Consider the following 17681-nt stretch of genomic DNA (forward strand, 5'->3'; position numbering starts at 1 on the left):
GCATGCAAAAACCCGCCGAGACGAATCTCGACGGGTTTTCGTTGGTGCGGTGGTGGAGGGATTTGAACCCCCGTTGGCTTTTACACCAAACATCATTTCGAGTGATGCACCTTCGGCCGCTCGGACACACCACCAACAGTGGAAAACTATAGCACACCCCCAACAGGAGGGCAAGAATGAGCCTACATATCGTGCGCGTACGGCAGCCGGGTGTCGCCCCTTTCACGGCCCCTTTCACCGTGCCCTTTTCGACACCCGACACCGAAGTCCCGGCTACGTCTACAGACCCCAACAGGTCCGCCTAATGACGGATATACCCATCTACAACCAGCATGACAGCACGTGTTGCATCCTCAGCATTGCGCTCCGCCTGATGCACTTCACGATCCATAGCAAACATGTAAATCGCGCCGAACATAGAGATCGCAATCGCACGAGGATTCTGAGCGGTATCAACCGTATAGCGGCGAGCCACAGCCTCCGTCATCTCCTCCAAAAAATCCAGAAGATTCAGACGGTTATCGCTCATCGCCTCAGTCCAACCATCCGCACCCTTCCACGCCTCCGAAAGCCACATCCGAGTAAAACCCGGACGGTCCTCAAGATACTGGAACGCGGCGCGAACAGCACTCCGCAACGCCTCACGCGGATCAGAATGAACCGACGCCGCGCGACGCGCATCGCTCAGCAGCAACTGCGTGCCGTACTGAACCAGCTGATCCACCATGGTCTTCTTAGAACCGAAGTTGTAATACACGGTTCCCTTAGAAACACCCGCCCGGGCAGCCACCTCTTCAACGGTGGCGTACTCAAGCCCCTTTTCGGTCATGATTTCCATAGCAGCGTTGAACAACTTCAACTGAGTTCTACCTGTACGGCCGGGACGACGACTTGAAGCTTCAGCGACTGGGCGCTGCAACATCAGCAGTCCTCCCTCCCTTTTTGCAGATATATCTCTATTTTATTAGACAGTTTTCCCCCGGTGCGACTAAACAGGGTTTGTTACACCGTAATCTCCGGAGCCAGCTTCTTCAGCGACCACGTACGATCACGACGCGTGCCAATGTAACCCAACATCAGACCAGCCAGACCCCACAGAGTCAAAACCAGCATGATGCCCCACAGGCTCGACTCATTAATGCCATACGCCAAACGACGCGTACCCGCCACCGCATAACCCATCGGGAAGAAATCATGCATCCAACGAATCGACTCAGGCAAAGTCTCATACGGCATCGTGCCGCCCGCAGTAATCAGCTGCAGAATCAGAATGACCAAAGCAACAAGCTTACCCGGCGCACCCAAAATCACCGTCAAACCATGAATGAAACCGGTAAAGACCAAAGCCACATAGCAGAGGAACAGCCACACCAGCCACGGATGAGCCATCTCAAAGCCCAAACCAAACTTGATTGCGGCAAACATCAAAGTCGCCTGAGCAATACCCACCAGGCCGAACGGCATCCAGCTACCGAGCATCACACGAATCGACGGAGCATGCGAAGCCAACGCACGGTTGTTCATCACGCGCAACGTCTGAACCAGCATCAAGCCGCCAATCCACAACGCCAAGCACATGAAGAACGGACCCATGCCCTCACCATAGTTACGGCCCGACGCCAAGGAATCATGCGACAAAGTCACCGGGTTCGACATCGTATCCGCAACCTTCGCCTGATCAGTCGGAGCAAGGCTCGGAACCTGCTTAACACCAGAAGCCAGGCCGCTCTCCAGCGACGAAGTACCATCCTTCAACTCGGAAGCACCATCATTCAGCTGAGTAGAACCATCAGACAGCTTCGCCGTACCATCAGACAACTGCGACGCGCCATCCTTCAGCTCATTCGCGCCATCAGCCAGCTTCTGCTGACCCTCAACCGCAGACTGCTCCTTCTCCGCCAAAGTACCGCTGCCATCCTTCAGCTCGGCAGTACCGCTCTTCAAAGAATCAGTACCCTCCTTCAGCTCAGAAGCACCACCAGACAAAGTCGCAGAACCACTCGCAAGGCTCGAAGCACCCGAAGCAATCTTGGAATTACCATCAGCCAGGGTCGCCGAACCTGACGCCAACGAGGACGCGCCAGCATCCACACGAGCGGCGCCATCAGCTACCGACGAAGCGCCCTTCGCCAACGACGAAGCACCAGAATCCAGCGAATCCACGCCAGTCACCAAAGTCTGAATCTTCACCGCAGTCGACGACGAACCATCAGAAATACAATGGCTCGACTTCAATGCGCTCAGCTTCGACAGGGCATCAGCAGCGGCAGCATCACGAGTAGCCAGGTGCGACTGCAGAGCCTTCTGATTCAGCTCAGCAACCTCATTCTTCGTCTCCTCAGAATCAACAGCAGCCACCAGCTGATCAGCCTGCTCCTGAGTCAACGTACCCGCCTCAACCAGCGGAGTCACCTGAGCACGCACCTTCTGCGCACTCGCAGACACCACGGTATTCGACAGATCACGACCAAAATCACCGCTACCGGCAGACGTATCCGTCTCATGCAGGCGCTTGCACATCGCGTTCAACTCGGCCGGCAACTCACGAATACCCGCCTGATCCATACCTTCACGCAACTGATGGATACCAGACGCCAAATCATTAGCGCCCTTCGCAACCGCCGCCGAACCACTCTTCAAGCTCGCAGTACCCTCAGCCAGAGTCGCCGAACCATCCTTCAGCTTCGACGCACCATCAGAAGCAGAAGCAGCCGCCGAAGCCAACGTCGACGAACCATCCTTCAAGCTCGAAGCACCATCGGCAAGCTTCGACGCACCAGAATCCAGCTTCGCCGCGCCAGAATCCAAAGTCGACACACCATCAGCAAGCTTCGCGGCACCCTCCGCCAACTGCTTCTGACCATCCAACAACTGGGACTGACCATCAGCCAAGGAGGAGGTGCCGTCCTTCAGCTTCACGGCACCATCATTCACCGTGGCAGTGCCGTCCTTCAGCTGAGTGATAGCATCCGCCAGCTTCACCGTGCCGTTATTCACCTTCGACGCACCATCAGCAGCCTCACCCATCTTCGAATGAATCGTTGTGAAGCTAGCCAACAGCGAATTCGCCGTAGAATTACCGACCTTCTCCGCCACCGAATCACGCACCGCAGTGCCCGCCTTCGTGACAATATTCGTCAGCACATAGTTGTTCGCGTCATTCGTAATGACCTCAATGCCCGCCGAACGCGCATCAATAGTGCCCGTCTTACCGTCAGCATCAGGCTTGAACGAACCGGCACTCTGCAAATTACGGGAGAAGTCCTTCGGAATCACCATCGCAAAGTCATAGGTGCCGTTCTCCACGCCCTCAACAGCCTCAGTGCGAGTCTGCACCTGACGCCAATCAAACGTGCCAGCGTCTAGAAGGTTCTTCTTCACGTCCGCACCGGTATTCACCTGCTGACCCTCAGAATCCGTCGCGCCTTCATCCTCAACCACCAAGGCACCCACAATGCCATTCACATGGCCGTAAGCATCCCAGTTGCCGTACAGGTACAGGGCGCCGTACAGCAGCGGAATGCAGGACATCGCGATGAGCACCAGAACCGGCAAAACACCGCTGGTCAGGCGCTTCAGCTCAACGAGTGCAACACGCAGAACAGTCATTCTTACTCCTTCTCAGCGTTTTCGCCATGTTCGGGGGATTCATTGGAGGGTTCAATCTCGCCCTCAACAGGAGCCGGCACGTTTTCCTCAGGGGCACGACCGACCACCGCACGCGCACCATGCCAGGACTCAGAAATATGCGGAACAACAGCCACCACCGTGCGCGGGTGGTCCTCATCGGCGGCAAGCTCCTCCAGGTACGGAAGCCACATGTACGTGTGATTCAGGTGGCGGGAGGGAGTATCGAAAACCAGCAGGTCAGAGGGGCTATGCTGCGCCAAAGCAGCCATCAGCTCCATATTCATCTCGCCGCTAATCTCATCCATCCACAGACCGTCCAGCTCCTCAAGACCGCGCTCGGCCAACCAGCGGCTCGCGCGGGAACGACCAAAAATCGGCAGGTTATAGGAAAGCATCTCCGACACATAATCGTGCACGCGCATATGCTGCTCGGGAGCGGTCACATCAGGAGAGTCCACAACGCTACTGAGAGCACGCAGACGCTTCATCGAAATACGGCGAGGCTCATCATCACCCTCACTCCATCTAATCGTTCCGCCGGACAGGGGAAGGCGGCCAGTCAGCGCCAACGCCAGAGAGGTACGCTCCAACTGGCTATCCGCCTGAACAATAATGACTTCACCCTCGCCCACTGAGAAGGTGGTGCGGTCAAAAAGCGGAGTGTGGCGCCCTTTTGCCCAAATATTGTCAACGCTTAACACGGTTAGATCCCCTCAGAGAATGGATGGTTCGGGTGAGTTTCTGGGAGTCATCCGCGGGCACCGCGCGGGGTGTTGAACGTCAGGCGCGGGCAGGCGGAGGCTCCAATGCCTATATATGGTAGACCCGGTTATGTGTGATGTGGTGGGCTTTTCTTGAAAAACATGGGCCATTTTTGAAATTTTTGAAGTATTTTTCAAATAAATGGGGTTTTTCGTACAAATAACGCGAAAAGCCACGCATTCCCTGCGCGGCTTTTCACGTTATACAAACTATCTTTTAGGGGTGAGGCCTAGGGCAGGTCAGAGGCGGCGTTCCTTAAAGAAGTCCACCATCAGCTGCGCACACTCATCAGCACGCACCCCCGCATACACCTCGGGAGCGGGAGCAACCCTACCGTCACGCAGTACATCGTAACGACTGCCAGCAGCCCCCGTCTTCTCCTCCCAAGCACCAAAAACCACCGTCGAAACGCGCGACGCCAGGATTGTGCCGGCACACATCAGGCACGGCTCAACCGTCACCACGAGCGTGCACCCGTCCAGGCGCCACTGACCACGATGCGCCGCCGCCTGACGAATCGCGTTCACCTCCGCATGGGCACTGGGATCATGCTCCCGCTCGCGGGTATTGCCTGCCGAACCAATAATGGCACCCTGCTCATCCACCACCACAGCACCGATAGGAATCTCGCCACGCTCACCTGCAGCGGCACCCTCGGCGAGGGCGCGGACCATCCACTCGCTGTGTTCGGGGCGAGCGGGAATATCGCTGAGCACAGCGGAAGAACCGTCTGTGACCGTCAATTTTGAATATTCCGAATATGACATACAACCTCGTCAGGGGAATAAATAAACGTTAATAGGCGCAACTAGTGGGTAGTAGCCAAAGAGAAAGGATACACCGCAGAAGCACCCGCCAGCCGCAGCTCACGCGCCACAACCGTAAATGCCCACCGCGAATCAACCACATCAGACACCAGCAGAACAGGGCACCGATGCTCACTCACATAGTCCAGAACCTCTGCAGGCACCCGGTACGAGCGCAGCACATCCGCACAACGGAATGCGCTATTACCACCAAAGAAACGCGGCTCCCCCACCAGAGACACCTGACCCAAATCCACCAGACGGCCCACCGACGCAAGCCCCCTACCAAGGGACTGAGCTAAACGAGGACGCACCGGCGAAGGCAGAGTCAACACCGCCACCGGACGACCCGCCTCAGCCCACTCCCAAGCAGCAAGCACCTTCACGCAAGCGCGACCCAGCTCGGCAGGAACCTCAGAATCAACCGGCTCGCCCAGCTCATTCGTCGCCAGAAGCTCACGCAGACGAGTACCGTACCCCATGTCGCTCAGACGCGCCAAAGCGTAACCGGATTCAGCCTGCTCGTCCTTAGACAAACGACCGCGCGGCGCATCCGCACCCATCAGCTGGTCCAGCCCGCTCGGCCACATGCGGCGCGGTTGCAGGGGCACGCCCACCGTATTGAAGCTACTCTGTGCCGCCTGTTGCGCCTCAGCGGAGACTTCAACCGGGTACCAGGGACCCGCACATACATCGCAACGGCCGCAAGCAGTCGCGGAAGCATCATCAAGCTGCTGAGCCAGGAAAAGCATCCGGCACTGACTAGTGCGTTCATACTCGAGCATGGCGTTCTGCTCCATCACACGCGCCTGCGCCACCGCCGCATAACGGGCGTTATCGTACTGCCACGGCGAAGAGGTGCGACGCCAATAGTTACCTTCCTTCACGGCGGCACCCTCAACGTCCAGCACCTTCAGCAGAAGCTCCCGGGTGGAGCGGCGCAACTGAACGCGCGCCTCCAACGCGGTAATACTCAACCCATCCGGGGACTGGGCGAGGGCATCCAGCACCGCCAGCGCCTGCTCCTCATTGGGCATGGAGGCGGTCGCAAAATACTCCCAAATAGCGCGGTCTTCACGACCGGGCAGGAGCAGAACATCAGCATTAACGGCGCCTCGTCCGGCGCGGCCAATCTGCTGGTAGTAGCTCACCGCAGACGACGGCGCACCTAGGTGCACAACAAAACCTAAATCAGGCTTATCAAAACCCATACCGAGGGCACTCGTCGCAACAAGAGCCTTCACCCTGTTTTCCTTGAGTGCTTGCTCTGCAACCAGCCGCTCATCCGAGTCAGTTTTACCGGTGTAGGCGAGCACCTCGTAGCCGCTGGCACGCAGAGCGTTTGCGGTATCTTCTGCCGCGGAGACAGTCAACGTGTAGATAATGCCCGAACCGGGCAGGCTATTCAGGTGCGTGAGCAACCAGCCGATGCGCTGCGCCTCATGAGGCAGGGTCAGAACGCCCAGGCGCAGGGACTCGCGGGACAGCGGACCGCGTAGCACATGCACGGGTGCGGTGGTATCAGTGCTGAGCTGTTCGGCGATATCGCGGCTAACACGGTCATTCGCGGTTGCGGTAGTCGCCAACACCGGCACACCCACCGGCAGAGACTTAATGAGCGGACCAATACGGCGGTAGTCGGGGCGGAAGTCATGGCCCCAGTCAGAAATACAGTGCGCCTCATCAATAACGAGTAGCCCCAGGCGCGGCAGCAGGTACGGCAGCCACTGCTCACGGAACGCCGGGTTATTGAGGCGTTCGGGGCCCACCAGGAGCACGTCGAGCTCGTTAGCTTCGAGGCGGGTGCGGATTTCATCCCATTCGGTGACGTTCGCAGAGTTCACCATGGCGGCGCGCACTCCCGCGCGGGATGCCGCCTTGACCTGATCACGCATGAGGGAAAGCAACGGGGAGACAATAAGAGCCGGGCCCATACCGCGGGCACGCAACAGCAGGGAAGAAATGAAATAGACTGCGGACTTACCCCAGCCGGTACGCTGCACGACGAGGGTGCGGGCGCGGTCGGCTACGAGGGCGCTAATCGCCTCGTACTGGCCGTCGTGGAACTCGGCATCAGCGACGCCGGTGAGGCGGCGCAACACTTCACGGGCTTCAGCATGCAGGAGATCGGCGGGGCTGGACGCTGGCTGTTCGGGGTTCATGGTTCTCTCCAACGGTGGGTGGTTGGGGCAATCGCTACGCCGCGACGCGCCGTGCTCTCTTTCCATCATGTCACACCCCGTATCCTCCGGCTCTGCGGATGGTCATTTCTTGGAGAGGCACGCGAGCGCCGCGTCACCTCCGGCTGTTTCGCCATGCGGGCGAGGAGATTTACGCCTCGCTCACCCGTGCATCCGGCGTAAATGCCGGTAGAATTGTGCCAGTAATACACAGCCTCCGCATAGTTTTGCACAATGTTCACCATAGGTACGCTTTCTATGCTGGTGTTACTCCGCCGCCGATCCGTGTGTGCGGTCCACTCACAGTTCAGGATTTTTCATGACTTTTCTTGCCACCGCTTTGGCGCATCTTCCGGTTGCGCTCTTGGGCCTCGACCTTGAGCAGTTCCTGCTCGATACCGGCCCCTGGGTTCTGGTTGTTTCGGCAATTATCGTATTTATTGAGTCCGGTGTTCTTTTCCCGGTTCTTCCGGGTGACTCCCTGATTTTTGCTCTGGGTATGCTGCATGAGCAGATGGGCCTGTCCCTGTGGGTTGCATTCCCGGTCCTGGTGCTGGTTGCCATTGCTGGCGCTGAGGTTGGCTACCAGATTGGTGCCCGTTACGGCCGTAAGATCTTCAAGGATGACGCGAAGATTCTGAGCACCAAGAACCTGCACACTACTGAGGAGTTCTTCCAGAAGCGCGGTAGCTTGGCTCTGGTTCTGGGTCGTTTCGTGCCGATTGTTCGTACTTTTGTGTCTCTTGCGGCTGGTATTTCTTCGTACGACCGTAAGAAGTTCCACCTGTGGAATATCGTTGGTGCGGTTGCGTGGATTGGTTTGATTGGTCTGGCGGGTGTGCTGCTGGGCGGTATCCCGTTCGTGCACAACAACATTGAGTACATTGCTGTGATTATTGTGGCGGTTTCTGTGGTACCGGTTATTATCGAGTACCTGCGTGGCCGTTCGAAGGCGAAGCAGGAATCTGCTGAGTAATACGTGAGTCCTTCTCGGCTCCTGAGCCGGGGATGAGAAAAGGTGGGGATACCGTTTGGTATCCCCACCTTTTTGCGTTCTCTCAAGCCCGGTGGAGGTGATGCCCCGGAAGCCAGCTACACCTCCGCGAGGTTACTTTACGCACATGCTTCGAAGGTCCTCGTGAGCTTTGAAGTACTGCAATACCTGCGGTTGAGCCAGAAGAATAATGATGGCAATATGCAAGACAACATCAAGTGCGGTCCTGCCTAGAGCCAGCACAAAGAAGACATTAGGATCTCCATAGTGGTATGCGCCTGCTAGCCCAATCACTTCTAGGACGGGTACACCAATCTGACGCAAAAGAGGAAGTAATAGCAAGCCCAATAGGTTAAGGACAAGGTATAGCGCACAGTCAACGATGACCAGTATGTGCGCCCAACGGGCTCCTTGCCAGAGCTGCCAGATGACGAGCCCGCCGATAGCGGTAAAGCCAATCCATGAAAGACCGGCGAATTCCACACCACGCCAGGCCATCACGTACAGGGATGATAGGGCGCCCAATACCATCACAGCGATTGCGCAGCCCATCGCCGCACGCAGGGCGACAGGCTGCGAAGGGACGTAAACGACTCCGTAGGAGCCCGGCATGCTGTATGAAGGAGCGGGTGCGCCCGGAACCGGAAAGTTCGGTGCTGCGGCGTTAGGCTGAGGTGCCGGGTCAACAGTCGACGAGTTGGGGGCATTGTTTAACATCGTTTTTCTTTCTTGTATGTGCCCTACGCTGATGCGTAAGCCGGTGATTGTTCAGGTGATTGTTCAAACTTGGCAGGCTCATGCGAAACCTGCCTCAAGAGGCGGGCGGGGTTGCGCCCCGGTTAGTTATGTTTAACGCACGCCCATACGTCGCAGGTCTCCACGTATATGGATGTACCGCCCCACCTGCGGCTGGCAGAGAAGAACAATAAAGAAGATACGGATGATGAAATCAAAGGCGAGCTTCACATACATACCCTCAAGGGTCATAAACGGACCAAAAAACATAAACCTGAACGCTTGCGAATTATAGTCATTGCTCAGGAAGAATCGGGAAGAGCCAGCTACAACCAAAATATCCAGAAGCATACGCAGTGCGCCCTCGATAATAATCACCACTCGCGCCCACTCATAACCCTCATTGAGGTACCAGGCAGAGACTACTCCAAGCACAATAGGGAGAATCATCGTAAGCCCCATGGTTGCGCCTGCCAGTACATACGCAAACATAAACTCTAGACCCACAAGAGGCTGCAAGGGGTACGTAGCCAGAAGCAAGACCACGCAAATGCTTACCATCCAAATAGCAATAGGGCGCGGGGGAAGATTGATAGCGCGCTGGACACCCGGAACACCATACACGGGGCGGGCATCTGCAGGAACCGGAAGATTGGATGCCGTTGCGGCGGGTGCCGCGAAGTTCGGTGCCGGAAAGTTCGCTGCTGCGGCGTTAGGTTGAGCTGCCTGCGGTGCCAGCGTGCCCGCGGAGGCACCGGAAGTATTGTTAAACATCATTGTTCTTTCTCTCGTATGCTCGCACTGTGGTGCGTCAGTCGGTGATTGTTGTGCTCGTATAGGTAGATTTGTCTTAAACGTACCTAAAAGAGTTATTTGATGTAGTTAGCTGAGAGAATAATACTTTTTCAGTATAGGGTAAGCTCTTCGAGCCTTGTAGAGTTTTTATACGAAGCCTCGAACCTTTTAGGTAACTCAAAGGGTTTTACCAGCTAGAAGATTTCGATATTTAACGCGAAAGGGTGGGGATACCGTTTGGCATCCCCACCTTTTTACGTTCTCTCAAACCCGGTGGAGGTGACACCCCGGAAGCCAGCTACACCTCCGCGAGGTTACTTTACGCTCATGCATCAGGCTCTATCACGCCCTACCCACGCCGGTAACCCCTCAGTATGGGCCAGCCGCGTACGTGTACCGGCGCATACCTGGAGTGAACAGCAATACCGCTATCACCGCCTGGCAGACGGCAGGAATATTCACCAACACAAGGACAAAGATGAAGTGCGCCAGCTCGGCGCCGCTCAGCGCCTGCACATCAACAGAGTTGAAGAGTATGACGGAACCAAAAATAGAAAAAAGACCGCCCAGCGCACCGAGAACACTCAAAATAATACTGACGATACGCGCCCAGTTACGCCTCAGCCAGAGGAACAACAGGGCAATGAGGGTCACCGCATCCATCAGGATAATTTTGACCAGTGCAGGGATCGTTACTTGCACCAGCGCCTCTGAATTCATGGAGGTGTGGTTCGACTCCAAAGCACTCACAGTAGACTGGGTTGCCCCAATCAGAATAACTAGCACGGTAAGCACCGTTACCCATATCAGAGCAGCGGGGCGGCCGTTAGAATGCGGCTGATACGGCTGGTTCTGCTGATAGTGCGGGGCTAGCCCCGGAGATCCATATTCTGACATCATTGTTCCTTTCTATGTTCCCCATCCCGCGCTACGGTGCGGGGGTCGAGGGGTGTTCTCCCCTGATGATGTGCGTTCGCCGTCCTCATCATCAGCGAAAAGCTCTCGAAGTTCCGCCGGTACCTGACCGGCAGCCTGTCTCGTCTCAGACATCATCTGCTGATGTTCTAGTGCACGTGCCCCGCTAACGATTTGTGTGTACATCCTAATAGGAGCACGAGTCAGTAGGACAATCATCAGGATGTAAAGAACGAGAGTAAAAACGCCGCTCGCGATACGCACCAGGCTGGACGCCGCAGCCGCTCTAGAGCTTAACCCCGAGAAATTATCCGCAAGAATAAGCACACCGCTAGCAGCCGCGAGAGCGCAGTAGATGATGGTAAGAATGCGCGCCCACTCGCGGCCATCCCAGATCTTCCAGAGAACAAAAATCGGGATGGCGGAGATGATGAGGGTAACCACCAAGGCAGAGAAGAGAACACTCACCACCATCTCAAAATCGATATACGACCGGCTTAGAATCGGCAGAAAGTTACTCAGGGGTCCCAGCACGATAATGGCGGCAGCGCACCACATGACGCTGCGCATAGCCTGCGGGCGCTTCGGAATTACCTGCTCGGCGGAGACAGTCGCGGTGTAGCCGGTAGTGGTTTGCTCGGGGGTGCTAGCGTCGTGCTCGGAGGCGCTGCCGCCGGGTGCGTTGCCCTCCGCTGCGCTGTTATCTGCGGCGCTACCGGAAGTTACGTTATTGAAGGCGGCATCGCCTCCTGCAGTGCTATTTTCAGCCTCGTCGGAGGGCAACAGCACGCTGTACTCGGGAACCGTGTACTCCGGGTCATTCAACGGTTGCTTTGGGGTGCGTTCTGACATCATTGTTCCTTTCTACTCTTCGCGCCCCGCCCCGCACGCTATAGCGCAGGGCGGGTGCAGAAGAGAGTTTCCCCATGAGGAGGGGCATCTTGCCCTAGTTGAGGCGGTAGCCTTCTTCGGTGTACACGGAAGTGTCCTTGTAGCCGCGCTGTTCGCTGCGGGAGTTCCTCCGTGCATCCGTGCGGCGGGTCCTCTTGTACTGTTGAGCGACCGCTTCTTCAGCGCGTCGGTTAGCTTCCTTTTCTTCCCTGCGTGTCTGTTCTTCTTCCAGGTGAGTACGCGTTTCTGCATCCTGATGCGCAACAATCCAACCGTCACCGGCGTTCACCTGTTCACGTGCTTCTATCCATGCCAACCTCGCGGTAGCCATAAACGACCTGGTGGGACGGCTAATGAGCAGCACAACTATCAGCAGGTAGAAGGCCGTAAGAAAAGCTCCCATAATGTCACTCACCACGATGGAAACTACGTAGTCTCGGGGCCTTGAAGTCAACGATTCATCCGCCAGTCTGGAGAAATAATCAGCCGAGATGAAAGATTGCAAACTTAGCGCCCCAACAAAAACCGCAAAAGCGCTACCGAAGAGGGTGAGGAAGTACGCCCATCTACGGCCCTTCCACAATCGGCGGAGGACAAAAATGGGTATGAGAGAGAAAATGAAGGTAGCAAATATGCCTGAAATGATGATGCCCGGCATATTTTCCATAACGCGGTCTGGCACCTCGTTATGGATAGATACATAGATACGTTGGATTGCGGACAGAATAATAATCGCTGTAGCGCACCACATGACGCCGCGTAACGCCTTCGGGCGCGGCGGGAGCACCACCTTAGGCACGGCAGGCGCGGTAGAGCCAGCAGTAGCCTTCTCGCCCCCGTGTGCTTGCTCGTGGGGCTTACCCGACTCACCAGCGGAGGCGCCACCAAGATTGGGCTTTACACCCGCCTTCTGGGCGCGCTGAACCTGCTGTATCTCATCCAGCAGGCGGTTCTTCTCCGCCGGATCATTCGAGAGCGCATAATCGGCAGAAAGCTCACGCAACAGCTGCTCGGTAGAGTCCTTGACCGGGCCTTCTTCCTTCTCAAGCTGACGAAGAACATCCTCACGAGTCAGCTCTTCTTCATCCTCAGCACCCGAGGTGCTTTCCTCGATAGCCCTCATCTGTTTCCGAATCACCGCAAAGCTCGGAACCGCGCCCACAGCCGGGCGGGTCAGCAGAAACATCAGAACAGCGCTACCCGCCGTAATGACCGCGACCAGAGCCTGCGTCACGATAGACGAAGCGGCGGCAGGATGCGACGCCGGATCCAAAGCAGTGAATGCAGGGAAAAGTACCTGCGCCATACCAAAAACACCGGCGAAAGAAAGCACACCGCTCAAGGAGCACAGCAGAAGGTACAGCATCATCAGACGGCGCGGATTAATGTACCCGTCCTTGACCCAATCCAGAACAATCCAGAGGAACGGCACCACCAAGATGGCGTCAGGCAGAACCTTCGGCAGGGCATAGCTAAGGAAAGAGCCAATGTTCACACTACGACCCGCAGTAACAAGAATCTGGTACGCATCCAGGAGGAAATACACCAGGATGAGCGTCATACCGATGGAATAGGCTTTACCAAGAATCGCCAGTCCCCGGTTAAATTCCTGTTCCCTATCGCCAACTATGCCAAGGTTTCTTTTCGCCTCTTCAAACGCCGCCCGCTCATCATATGTGCGCTTGGCGGCGCCGGGGCTAGTCTGCGATGAGGATTCGTGCGCAGGTTCGGAAGTAGGGTGCACGAGTCATCCTAACTGTGGTTGGGTGAATAAAATTATCGGTGAGCCGCAGACCCGGGACCCGCGGCTAGAATCTACGAGGCTAAATCAGGTAGTCCTCGCTACGGCGCAAACGCCAATCACGGCGCGCCTGCATGTACGAACGCGACTGACGCGACCACACCAACGCCAACGCTACCACGCACACCAGCATGTACGGGCCAGCAATATACACCGGAGTGTACAGCGGCGAAGCGCTACTGAGCAGCAACTCAACATCCTGGCTCGGCGCACCATTCAACGTGCCCAGAAGAGCCGCCACAGTCAGCATAATCAGCAAAGAAGCCAAAACGCCCAACGCCAACGCCACCGACAGCACCAGCGCCGCCCAACGGTAGCCACGCAGGTACGCCACCGTGCAGAAAGCATGCAGGGTCACGTTACCGAACGCGCTGACCAGCAAGAACATCACCGGGTAGTACGCCTGCGCCTCCACCAGCGACTGGGCGCGCCAGGTCGAAAAATGCGACAAATGGGTAGTCGCATAGGAGACGCCGGTGTACGCAATCAGCGCCAGCCAGCCCACAGCAATAACAAGCAGAACCCAACCCGCCACAGACACGAGAGTGGGGGTGGCGGGCTTCGTAGGATGCGTGGTGTTCGGAGCGGATGGCGGAGAGGACTCGACGGCGGACATAGCTGAATCTTTCGGATATCGGCTGATAGTGTGCGGAAAACGTATGAGCGAGTGTGTGATGTGAGTGTGGGCGGCGGCGCGGCGTTCGTCTACCGCGCCGCCTCAAAACTTTAGGCAGAAGTGGACGGGTCAACCGTCGCAGAAATACTGTCAGGTAGCAACGGAGAATCTGCCCGGTTCGCCATCGCAATTCGCAAGTTGTTGAAGCGGTAAATGGTCAGCAACGATAAACCGACCTCGCTCAACCAGACCAAGCCCAAGACAACAAGTATCAGCAGGGGGTCAAGCCCCATCGAAACTCCAGCCCAGTCGAGCATCAGCAGCAGGAACGTAATCGGTGAAAGCACCAGCCCCACGGCAACATACCCGATCAGGGAGCAGATAGCCCAAACGCTATACACGGAGGCGTCCGTCGAATCATTCGGAGGGCGCATCAGCGGCCACATCTGAACCACCAGGTAAAGCGCCGCCACAAAACCAAAGCAAATCGCCAACGGCTGCGTGTACTGAGAAATAATGAGCCCTTCGACCAGGGTCAAAATACTCAAAATAACGGCGCGGACTAGGAGGTTCTTCTTGAGCTTCTGCTTGCGCTCCTTCACCTCATCAGCGGTGTAAGTGCGCAGAAAAGCGGGCAACTGACCCTGCCCCGGGAACGGCGGTAGAGGACCCGTCGGATGCGTACGCACCACAATCGGCGGGTTCGTACCGTCCTGAATGATGACGGTAGAAGTCGCCGAAATAACCGGATGCGAACCAGTCACCACCGGCGGCACGTTCAGCGGAACGGACACCTCCGGCGTAGCAGGAGTCACGTGACGGATAGGCGCCTGAAAGCGGGTCTGCATACTGATATCTTCATCCGGGTGTTCTGCGGATGAAGCGGCATCTGTGTTCAGGTGTGTAGCGCCCATGGGTGACCTCCTGGCAGGTGCTGGTCGTGTTTCTGTCTCTACCGTATCACGCGTACTTTAAGGGAATCTGAGCAGTGGCGGGGCATCACTGAGAGCGTGTCACACCGCCTCTTATCGCCCCGTCAACACCCGTCAGGCATCACCAGGCAGAGGCGCGGATGCGCAGGGAAATCCCTGCCCGTCGGGGCGCGTTAGTTCTGCTCCGCTACACGCGAAGCCTCCGCATTAGGTTCCTCTTCCTTTTGCTTCTGCCGCGTCAAACGCAAGCTCCTACGAACCGCCAAACTATAAAACAGCGAGAACAGGACCTCCAACGCAAACGACGCCATGACCGTCAGCAGGCTCACCGTATAGAACACGCCCACACGGTCCAGCAGCGTCTGCGGGCCGTGCACCGTCACAAGCGCATAGGCAAAGAACGCCGTCATAATCGCCGCCGCGACCCCGGATGCCGTATTCGCCAGCAACACCAGCTTCACCGAACGGTTCGCCCGGTAAATCATGGCAAGCCACATGTGCATCACCAGATAGACCAGCGGCACCGCACCAATCGGGAAAAGCGTGACGCGAATGAAGTAATAAACAGTAATCAGCGAGGGTACGACCAGCAGCAGCACACGCACCAGGTACAGGTTCTTAGCCGGCAGCGGGTAATCACTGGTGACATTCCAGAACTCATCAGCCTGCTGCTCCAGCTCATCCATAGCCTGCAGCTGCATAAGCTGCGCCTGCGACATATGCTCCTGCGGCACAAGATCCGAGGAGCCCTCAACCGGCGCAAGCTCAGCGGCAGAAACCGGTTCACCCCGCCGCATACGAGCGGAATCAGCCATCCTAGCCCTCAAAAATGCCGCGCGAACGGTCCTTACGCACGCTCTCAGCAGGGAAAATACGACCGCTCATGCTGATGTACACACCCGGCTCCAGCAGATTCAGGGCGGCAATAGCGGCACCCAGGTTGAAGCCTGCATCCGAACGAGCCATCACGGCGGGCTGCATCGCACCGGTCAGCACCACGACCTTATTGCCCAGGTCGGCGTGCTCCAGCAGGTAGCGGGCGGTCTCCGGCATGGTGTCGGTGCCGTGGGTGATGAGTACCTGGTCGTTAGTGACAGCGTTCAGCGCCTCGGTCAGCTCGGCACGATCCTCATCGGTCATGTCCAGGCTGTCCTTGCCAATCAGCGGACGAATATCGAAGCGCACGTCAGTGATGACGCGGTCCAGCAGGTCCTTAGCGGCAGGCTCACCAATATCCATGGTGCCCGCCACCGAATAGAACTTATCGATCGTGCCGCCAGTGGCAAGAATCGTGATTTCTTCAGGGTTCTTAATGGTGACGCTCACGGGTTTCCTCATCTTTTCGGGTCAACGTACACAAATCAAAAACTGCCAGACCAACCCGGCAGGACACGCCCCACCACACGGAATCAACACGGGGTAAAACCCCGCACACTAGGGTGAAGACGCAAAAACCCGCCGACCCCCGCAAAGCGGGAGGCGACGGGTCGGCTAGTGCGCCCTGTGGGGCTCGAACCCACGACCTGCGGATTAAAAGTCCGTAGCTCTACCGACTGAGCTAAAGGCGCTCCTATCCACACAAAGCTGAAAGTGTGCAGATAGAAATACTATACACTACCGGCCCCCAGCCAATGAACGGTACACTGGGAAATCCTATGTCTACACCCGCATCATCAACCGGCGCCTCCGGGCGTACCCGACACCGCACCCACCACCGCCCCGTCCTCTACTCCGCCGAGAAATTTGAACGCCATGAAGGCGGCATGGACCCCGCCGCACGCGAAGAGGCGGCGCACGCCTCCGCACGAATCCTGCTGATGCGCGGACGCGGTACCGACGAGCAGATGACCGAGCGGCTCGTCAGCTTCACCGACGACTACGGTATTGAGATGCTCGCCGAACTCTGGTCGCACGCGAGCGCCCACTCCCTGCCGGGGGCGCTGTGGCGCATGTACTGGCTGCGGGACGTGGTGCATCGTTCGCCGCGCGGGGTGAGCCGTGCTTTTGAGCTGGGCATGGCGGAGGATTACCGTTCGCACGTGGTGGCGGGTGTTCCCGACCCGCCGAGTGCCGACGAGGTGGTCCGCACGATTGATGAGATTCTGGCGGGCCTGTACACCGGCGATATGGACATTGCGATGGAACGTTGCGCCGCGTTTGCGCACGTGGTGGCGTTGGGTATTCGCACCGATTATGCGCGCTCTGCCGGGCAGGATGGTGCGGTTCCGGGCAGCCACGAGGTGAAGCGTGAGGCGGTGGAGCGTCGTGCTCGCCTGCCGCGTCAGGCTCAGCAGATGGAGCAGATCGCGCACGATTTGGAGGCGGTCGCCGCCCAGCTGCGCGCCGTTGAGGCTGGTCAGCAGGCTAACAGGGGTTCAGAGGCTGATTCTGCGCAGGAAAAATCGCAGACCAGCCTCGAAGCATTCTAATCTTCTGCATCGTTTGAGCGCCTAAAAATGCGGGTTCGTGCCGCGAATTGGCACAGGTTCCACATTGGGCCGCAAAGGCCTGAAAAGCCTGTTTCCGATTGACTCTGCGCCGGGTGCGGGTGGATAATAATTACAAGATGTCGGGTTGCTAATAGGTAGCCCCGGGCTCCAAATCTTTAGCCGCTTCGAGCGGCC

Annotated in this window: 16 protein-coding genes and 2 tRNA genes; 2 read left to right on the top strand and 16 right to left on the bottom strand. The window is 57.3% G+C overall.

The window, feature by feature from the left end; all coding sequences use genetic code 11:
- Positions 1-47: 47 nt before the first annotated feature.
- From ROTMU0001_RS00800 to ROTMU0001_RS00825, 6 genes are all read right to left on the bottom strand, one after another.
- Positions 48-134: transfer RNA gene (locus ROTMU0001_RS00800), tRNA-Ser, on the bottom strand.
- A 167-nt stretch (positions 135-301) separates the two neighbouring features.
- Positions 302-922 carry a TetR/AcrR family transcriptional regulator gene (locus ROTMU0001_RS00805; RefSeq protein ID WP_005504416.1) on the bottom strand — a complete coding sequence of 207 codons (621 nt, stop codon included), beginning with the start codon at positions 920-922 and terminating at the stop codon, positions 302-304.
- A gap of 80 nt (positions 923-1002) precedes the next feature.
- Complete coding sequence (locus tag ROTMU0001_RS00810) at positions 1003-3609, bottom strand: YhgE/Pip domain-containing protein (protein WP_005507584.1); 2607 nt, start codon at positions 3607-3609, stop codon at positions 1003-1005.
- A 2-nt stretch (positions 3610-3611) separates the two neighbouring features.
- Positions 3612-4331 (bottom strand): ABC transporter ATP-binding protein, encoded by a 720-nt coding sequence (locus ROTMU0001_RS00815; RefSeq protein ID WP_005507585.1) that lies wholly within the window; start codon positions 4329-4331, stop codon positions 3612-3614.
- A gap of 300 nt (positions 4332-4631) precedes the next feature.
- Positions 4632-5159 (bottom strand): nucleoside deaminase, encoded by a 528-nt coding sequence (locus ROTMU0001_RS00820; RefSeq protein ID WP_044141780.1) that lies wholly within the window; start codon positions 5157-5159, stop codon positions 4632-4634.
- Positions 5160-5200: 41 nt separating this feature from the next.
- Positions 5201-7360 (bottom strand): RecQ family ATP-dependent DNA helicase, encoded by a 2160-nt coding sequence (locus ROTMU0001_RS00825; protein ID WP_005507587.1) that lies wholly within the window; start codon positions 7358-7360, stop codon positions 5201-5203.
- Positions 7361-7697: 337 nt separating this feature from the next.
- Here ROTMU0001_RS00825 and ROTMU0001_RS00830 point away from each other — a divergent pair, with 337 nt between their 5' ends.
- Positions 7698-8354: a DedA family protein gene (locus tag ROTMU0001_RS00830; protein WP_005507588.1), complete on the top strand. Its 657-nt coding sequence runs from the start codon at positions 7698-7700 to the stop codon at positions 8352-8354.
- 132 nt (positions 8355-8486) lie between these two features.
- Here ROTMU0001_RS00830 and ROTMU0001_RS00835 read toward each other — a convergent pair whose 3' ends face one another.
- The 10 genes from ROTMU0001_RS00835 to ROTMU0001_RS00880 form a co-directional block, all read right to left on the bottom strand.
- On the bottom strand, positions 8487-9089 hold the full coding sequence (locus tag ROTMU0001_RS00835; protein ID WP_044141783.1) for a hypothetical protein: 603 nt from the start codon (positions 9087-9089) through the stop codon (positions 8487-8489).
- Between the two features lie 132 nt (positions 9090-9221).
- Complete coding sequence (locus ROTMU0001_RS00840) at positions 9222-9884, bottom strand: hypothetical protein (RefSeq protein WP_141753490.1); 663 nt, start codon at positions 9882-9884, stop codon at positions 9222-9224.
- Between the two features lie 387 nt (positions 9885-10271).
- The gene (locus tag ROTMU0001_RS00845) at positions 10272-10802 is read right to left on the bottom strand and encodes a hypothetical protein (RefSeq protein ID WP_155115022.1); all 531 of its coding nucleotides are present in this window, start codon (positions 10800-10802) and stop codon (positions 10272-10274) included.
- 9 nt (positions 10803-10811) lie between these two features.
- Positions 10812-11672, bottom strand: a complete 861-nt coding sequence (locus ROTMU0001_RS00850) for a multidrug ABC transporter permease (RefSeq protein ID WP_155115023.1) — start codon at positions 11670-11672, stop codon at positions 10812-10814.
- A 91-nt stretch (positions 11673-11763) separates the two neighbouring features.
- A complete protein-coding gene (locus tag ROTMU0001_RS00855; RefSeq protein WP_005507592.1) occupies positions 11764-13269 on the bottom strand; it encodes a hypothetical protein in 1506 nt (501 codons plus the stop codon).
- A gap of 262 nt (positions 13270-13531) precedes the next feature.
- Positions 13532-14125: a flagellar type III secretion system protein FlhB gene (locus ROTMU0001_RS00860; protein ID WP_044141787.1), complete on the bottom strand. Its 594-nt coding sequence runs from the start codon at positions 14123-14125 to the stop codon at positions 13532-13534.
- Between the two features lie 110 nt (positions 14126-14235).
- Positions 14236-14973: an organic solvent tolerance protein OstA gene (locus ROTMU0001_RS00865; protein ID WP_245534266.1), complete on the bottom strand. Its 738-nt coding sequence runs from the start codon at positions 14971-14973 to the stop codon at positions 14236-14238.
- A gap of 257 nt (positions 14974-15230) precedes the next feature.
- On the bottom strand, positions 15231-15872 hold the full coding sequence (locus tag ROTMU0001_RS00870) for a hypothetical protein (protein WP_005507594.1): 642 nt from the start codon (positions 15870-15872) through the stop codon (positions 15231-15233).
- 1 nt (position 15873) lies between these two features.
- Entirely contained in the window at positions 15874-16383 is a 510-nt protein-coding gene (locus tag ROTMU0001_RS00875) for an asparaginase domain-containing protein (RefSeq protein WP_005504395.1), read from the bottom strand.
- Positions 16384-16552: 169 nt separating this feature from the next.
- Positions 16553-16625: transfer RNA gene (locus ROTMU0001_RS00880), tRNA-Lys, on the bottom strand.
- A gap of 87 nt (positions 16626-16712) precedes the next feature.
- On the opposite strand from ROTMU0001_RS00880, the gene ROTMU0001_RS00885 reads away from it, so the two are divergent.
- Positions 16713-17486, top strand: coding sequence for a hypothetical protein (locus ROTMU0001_RS00885; RefSeq protein ID WP_044141791.1), 774 nt, complete (start codon positions 16713-16715; stop codon positions 17484-17486).
- The last annotated feature ends 195 nt before the right edge of the window (positions 17487-17681 follow it).

This window comes from Rothia mucilaginosa ATCC 25296 (genome assembly GCF_000175615.1).
Classification (GTDB): domain Bacteria; phylum Actinomycetota; class Actinomycetes; order Actinomycetales; family Micrococcaceae; genus Rothia; species Rothia mucilaginosa.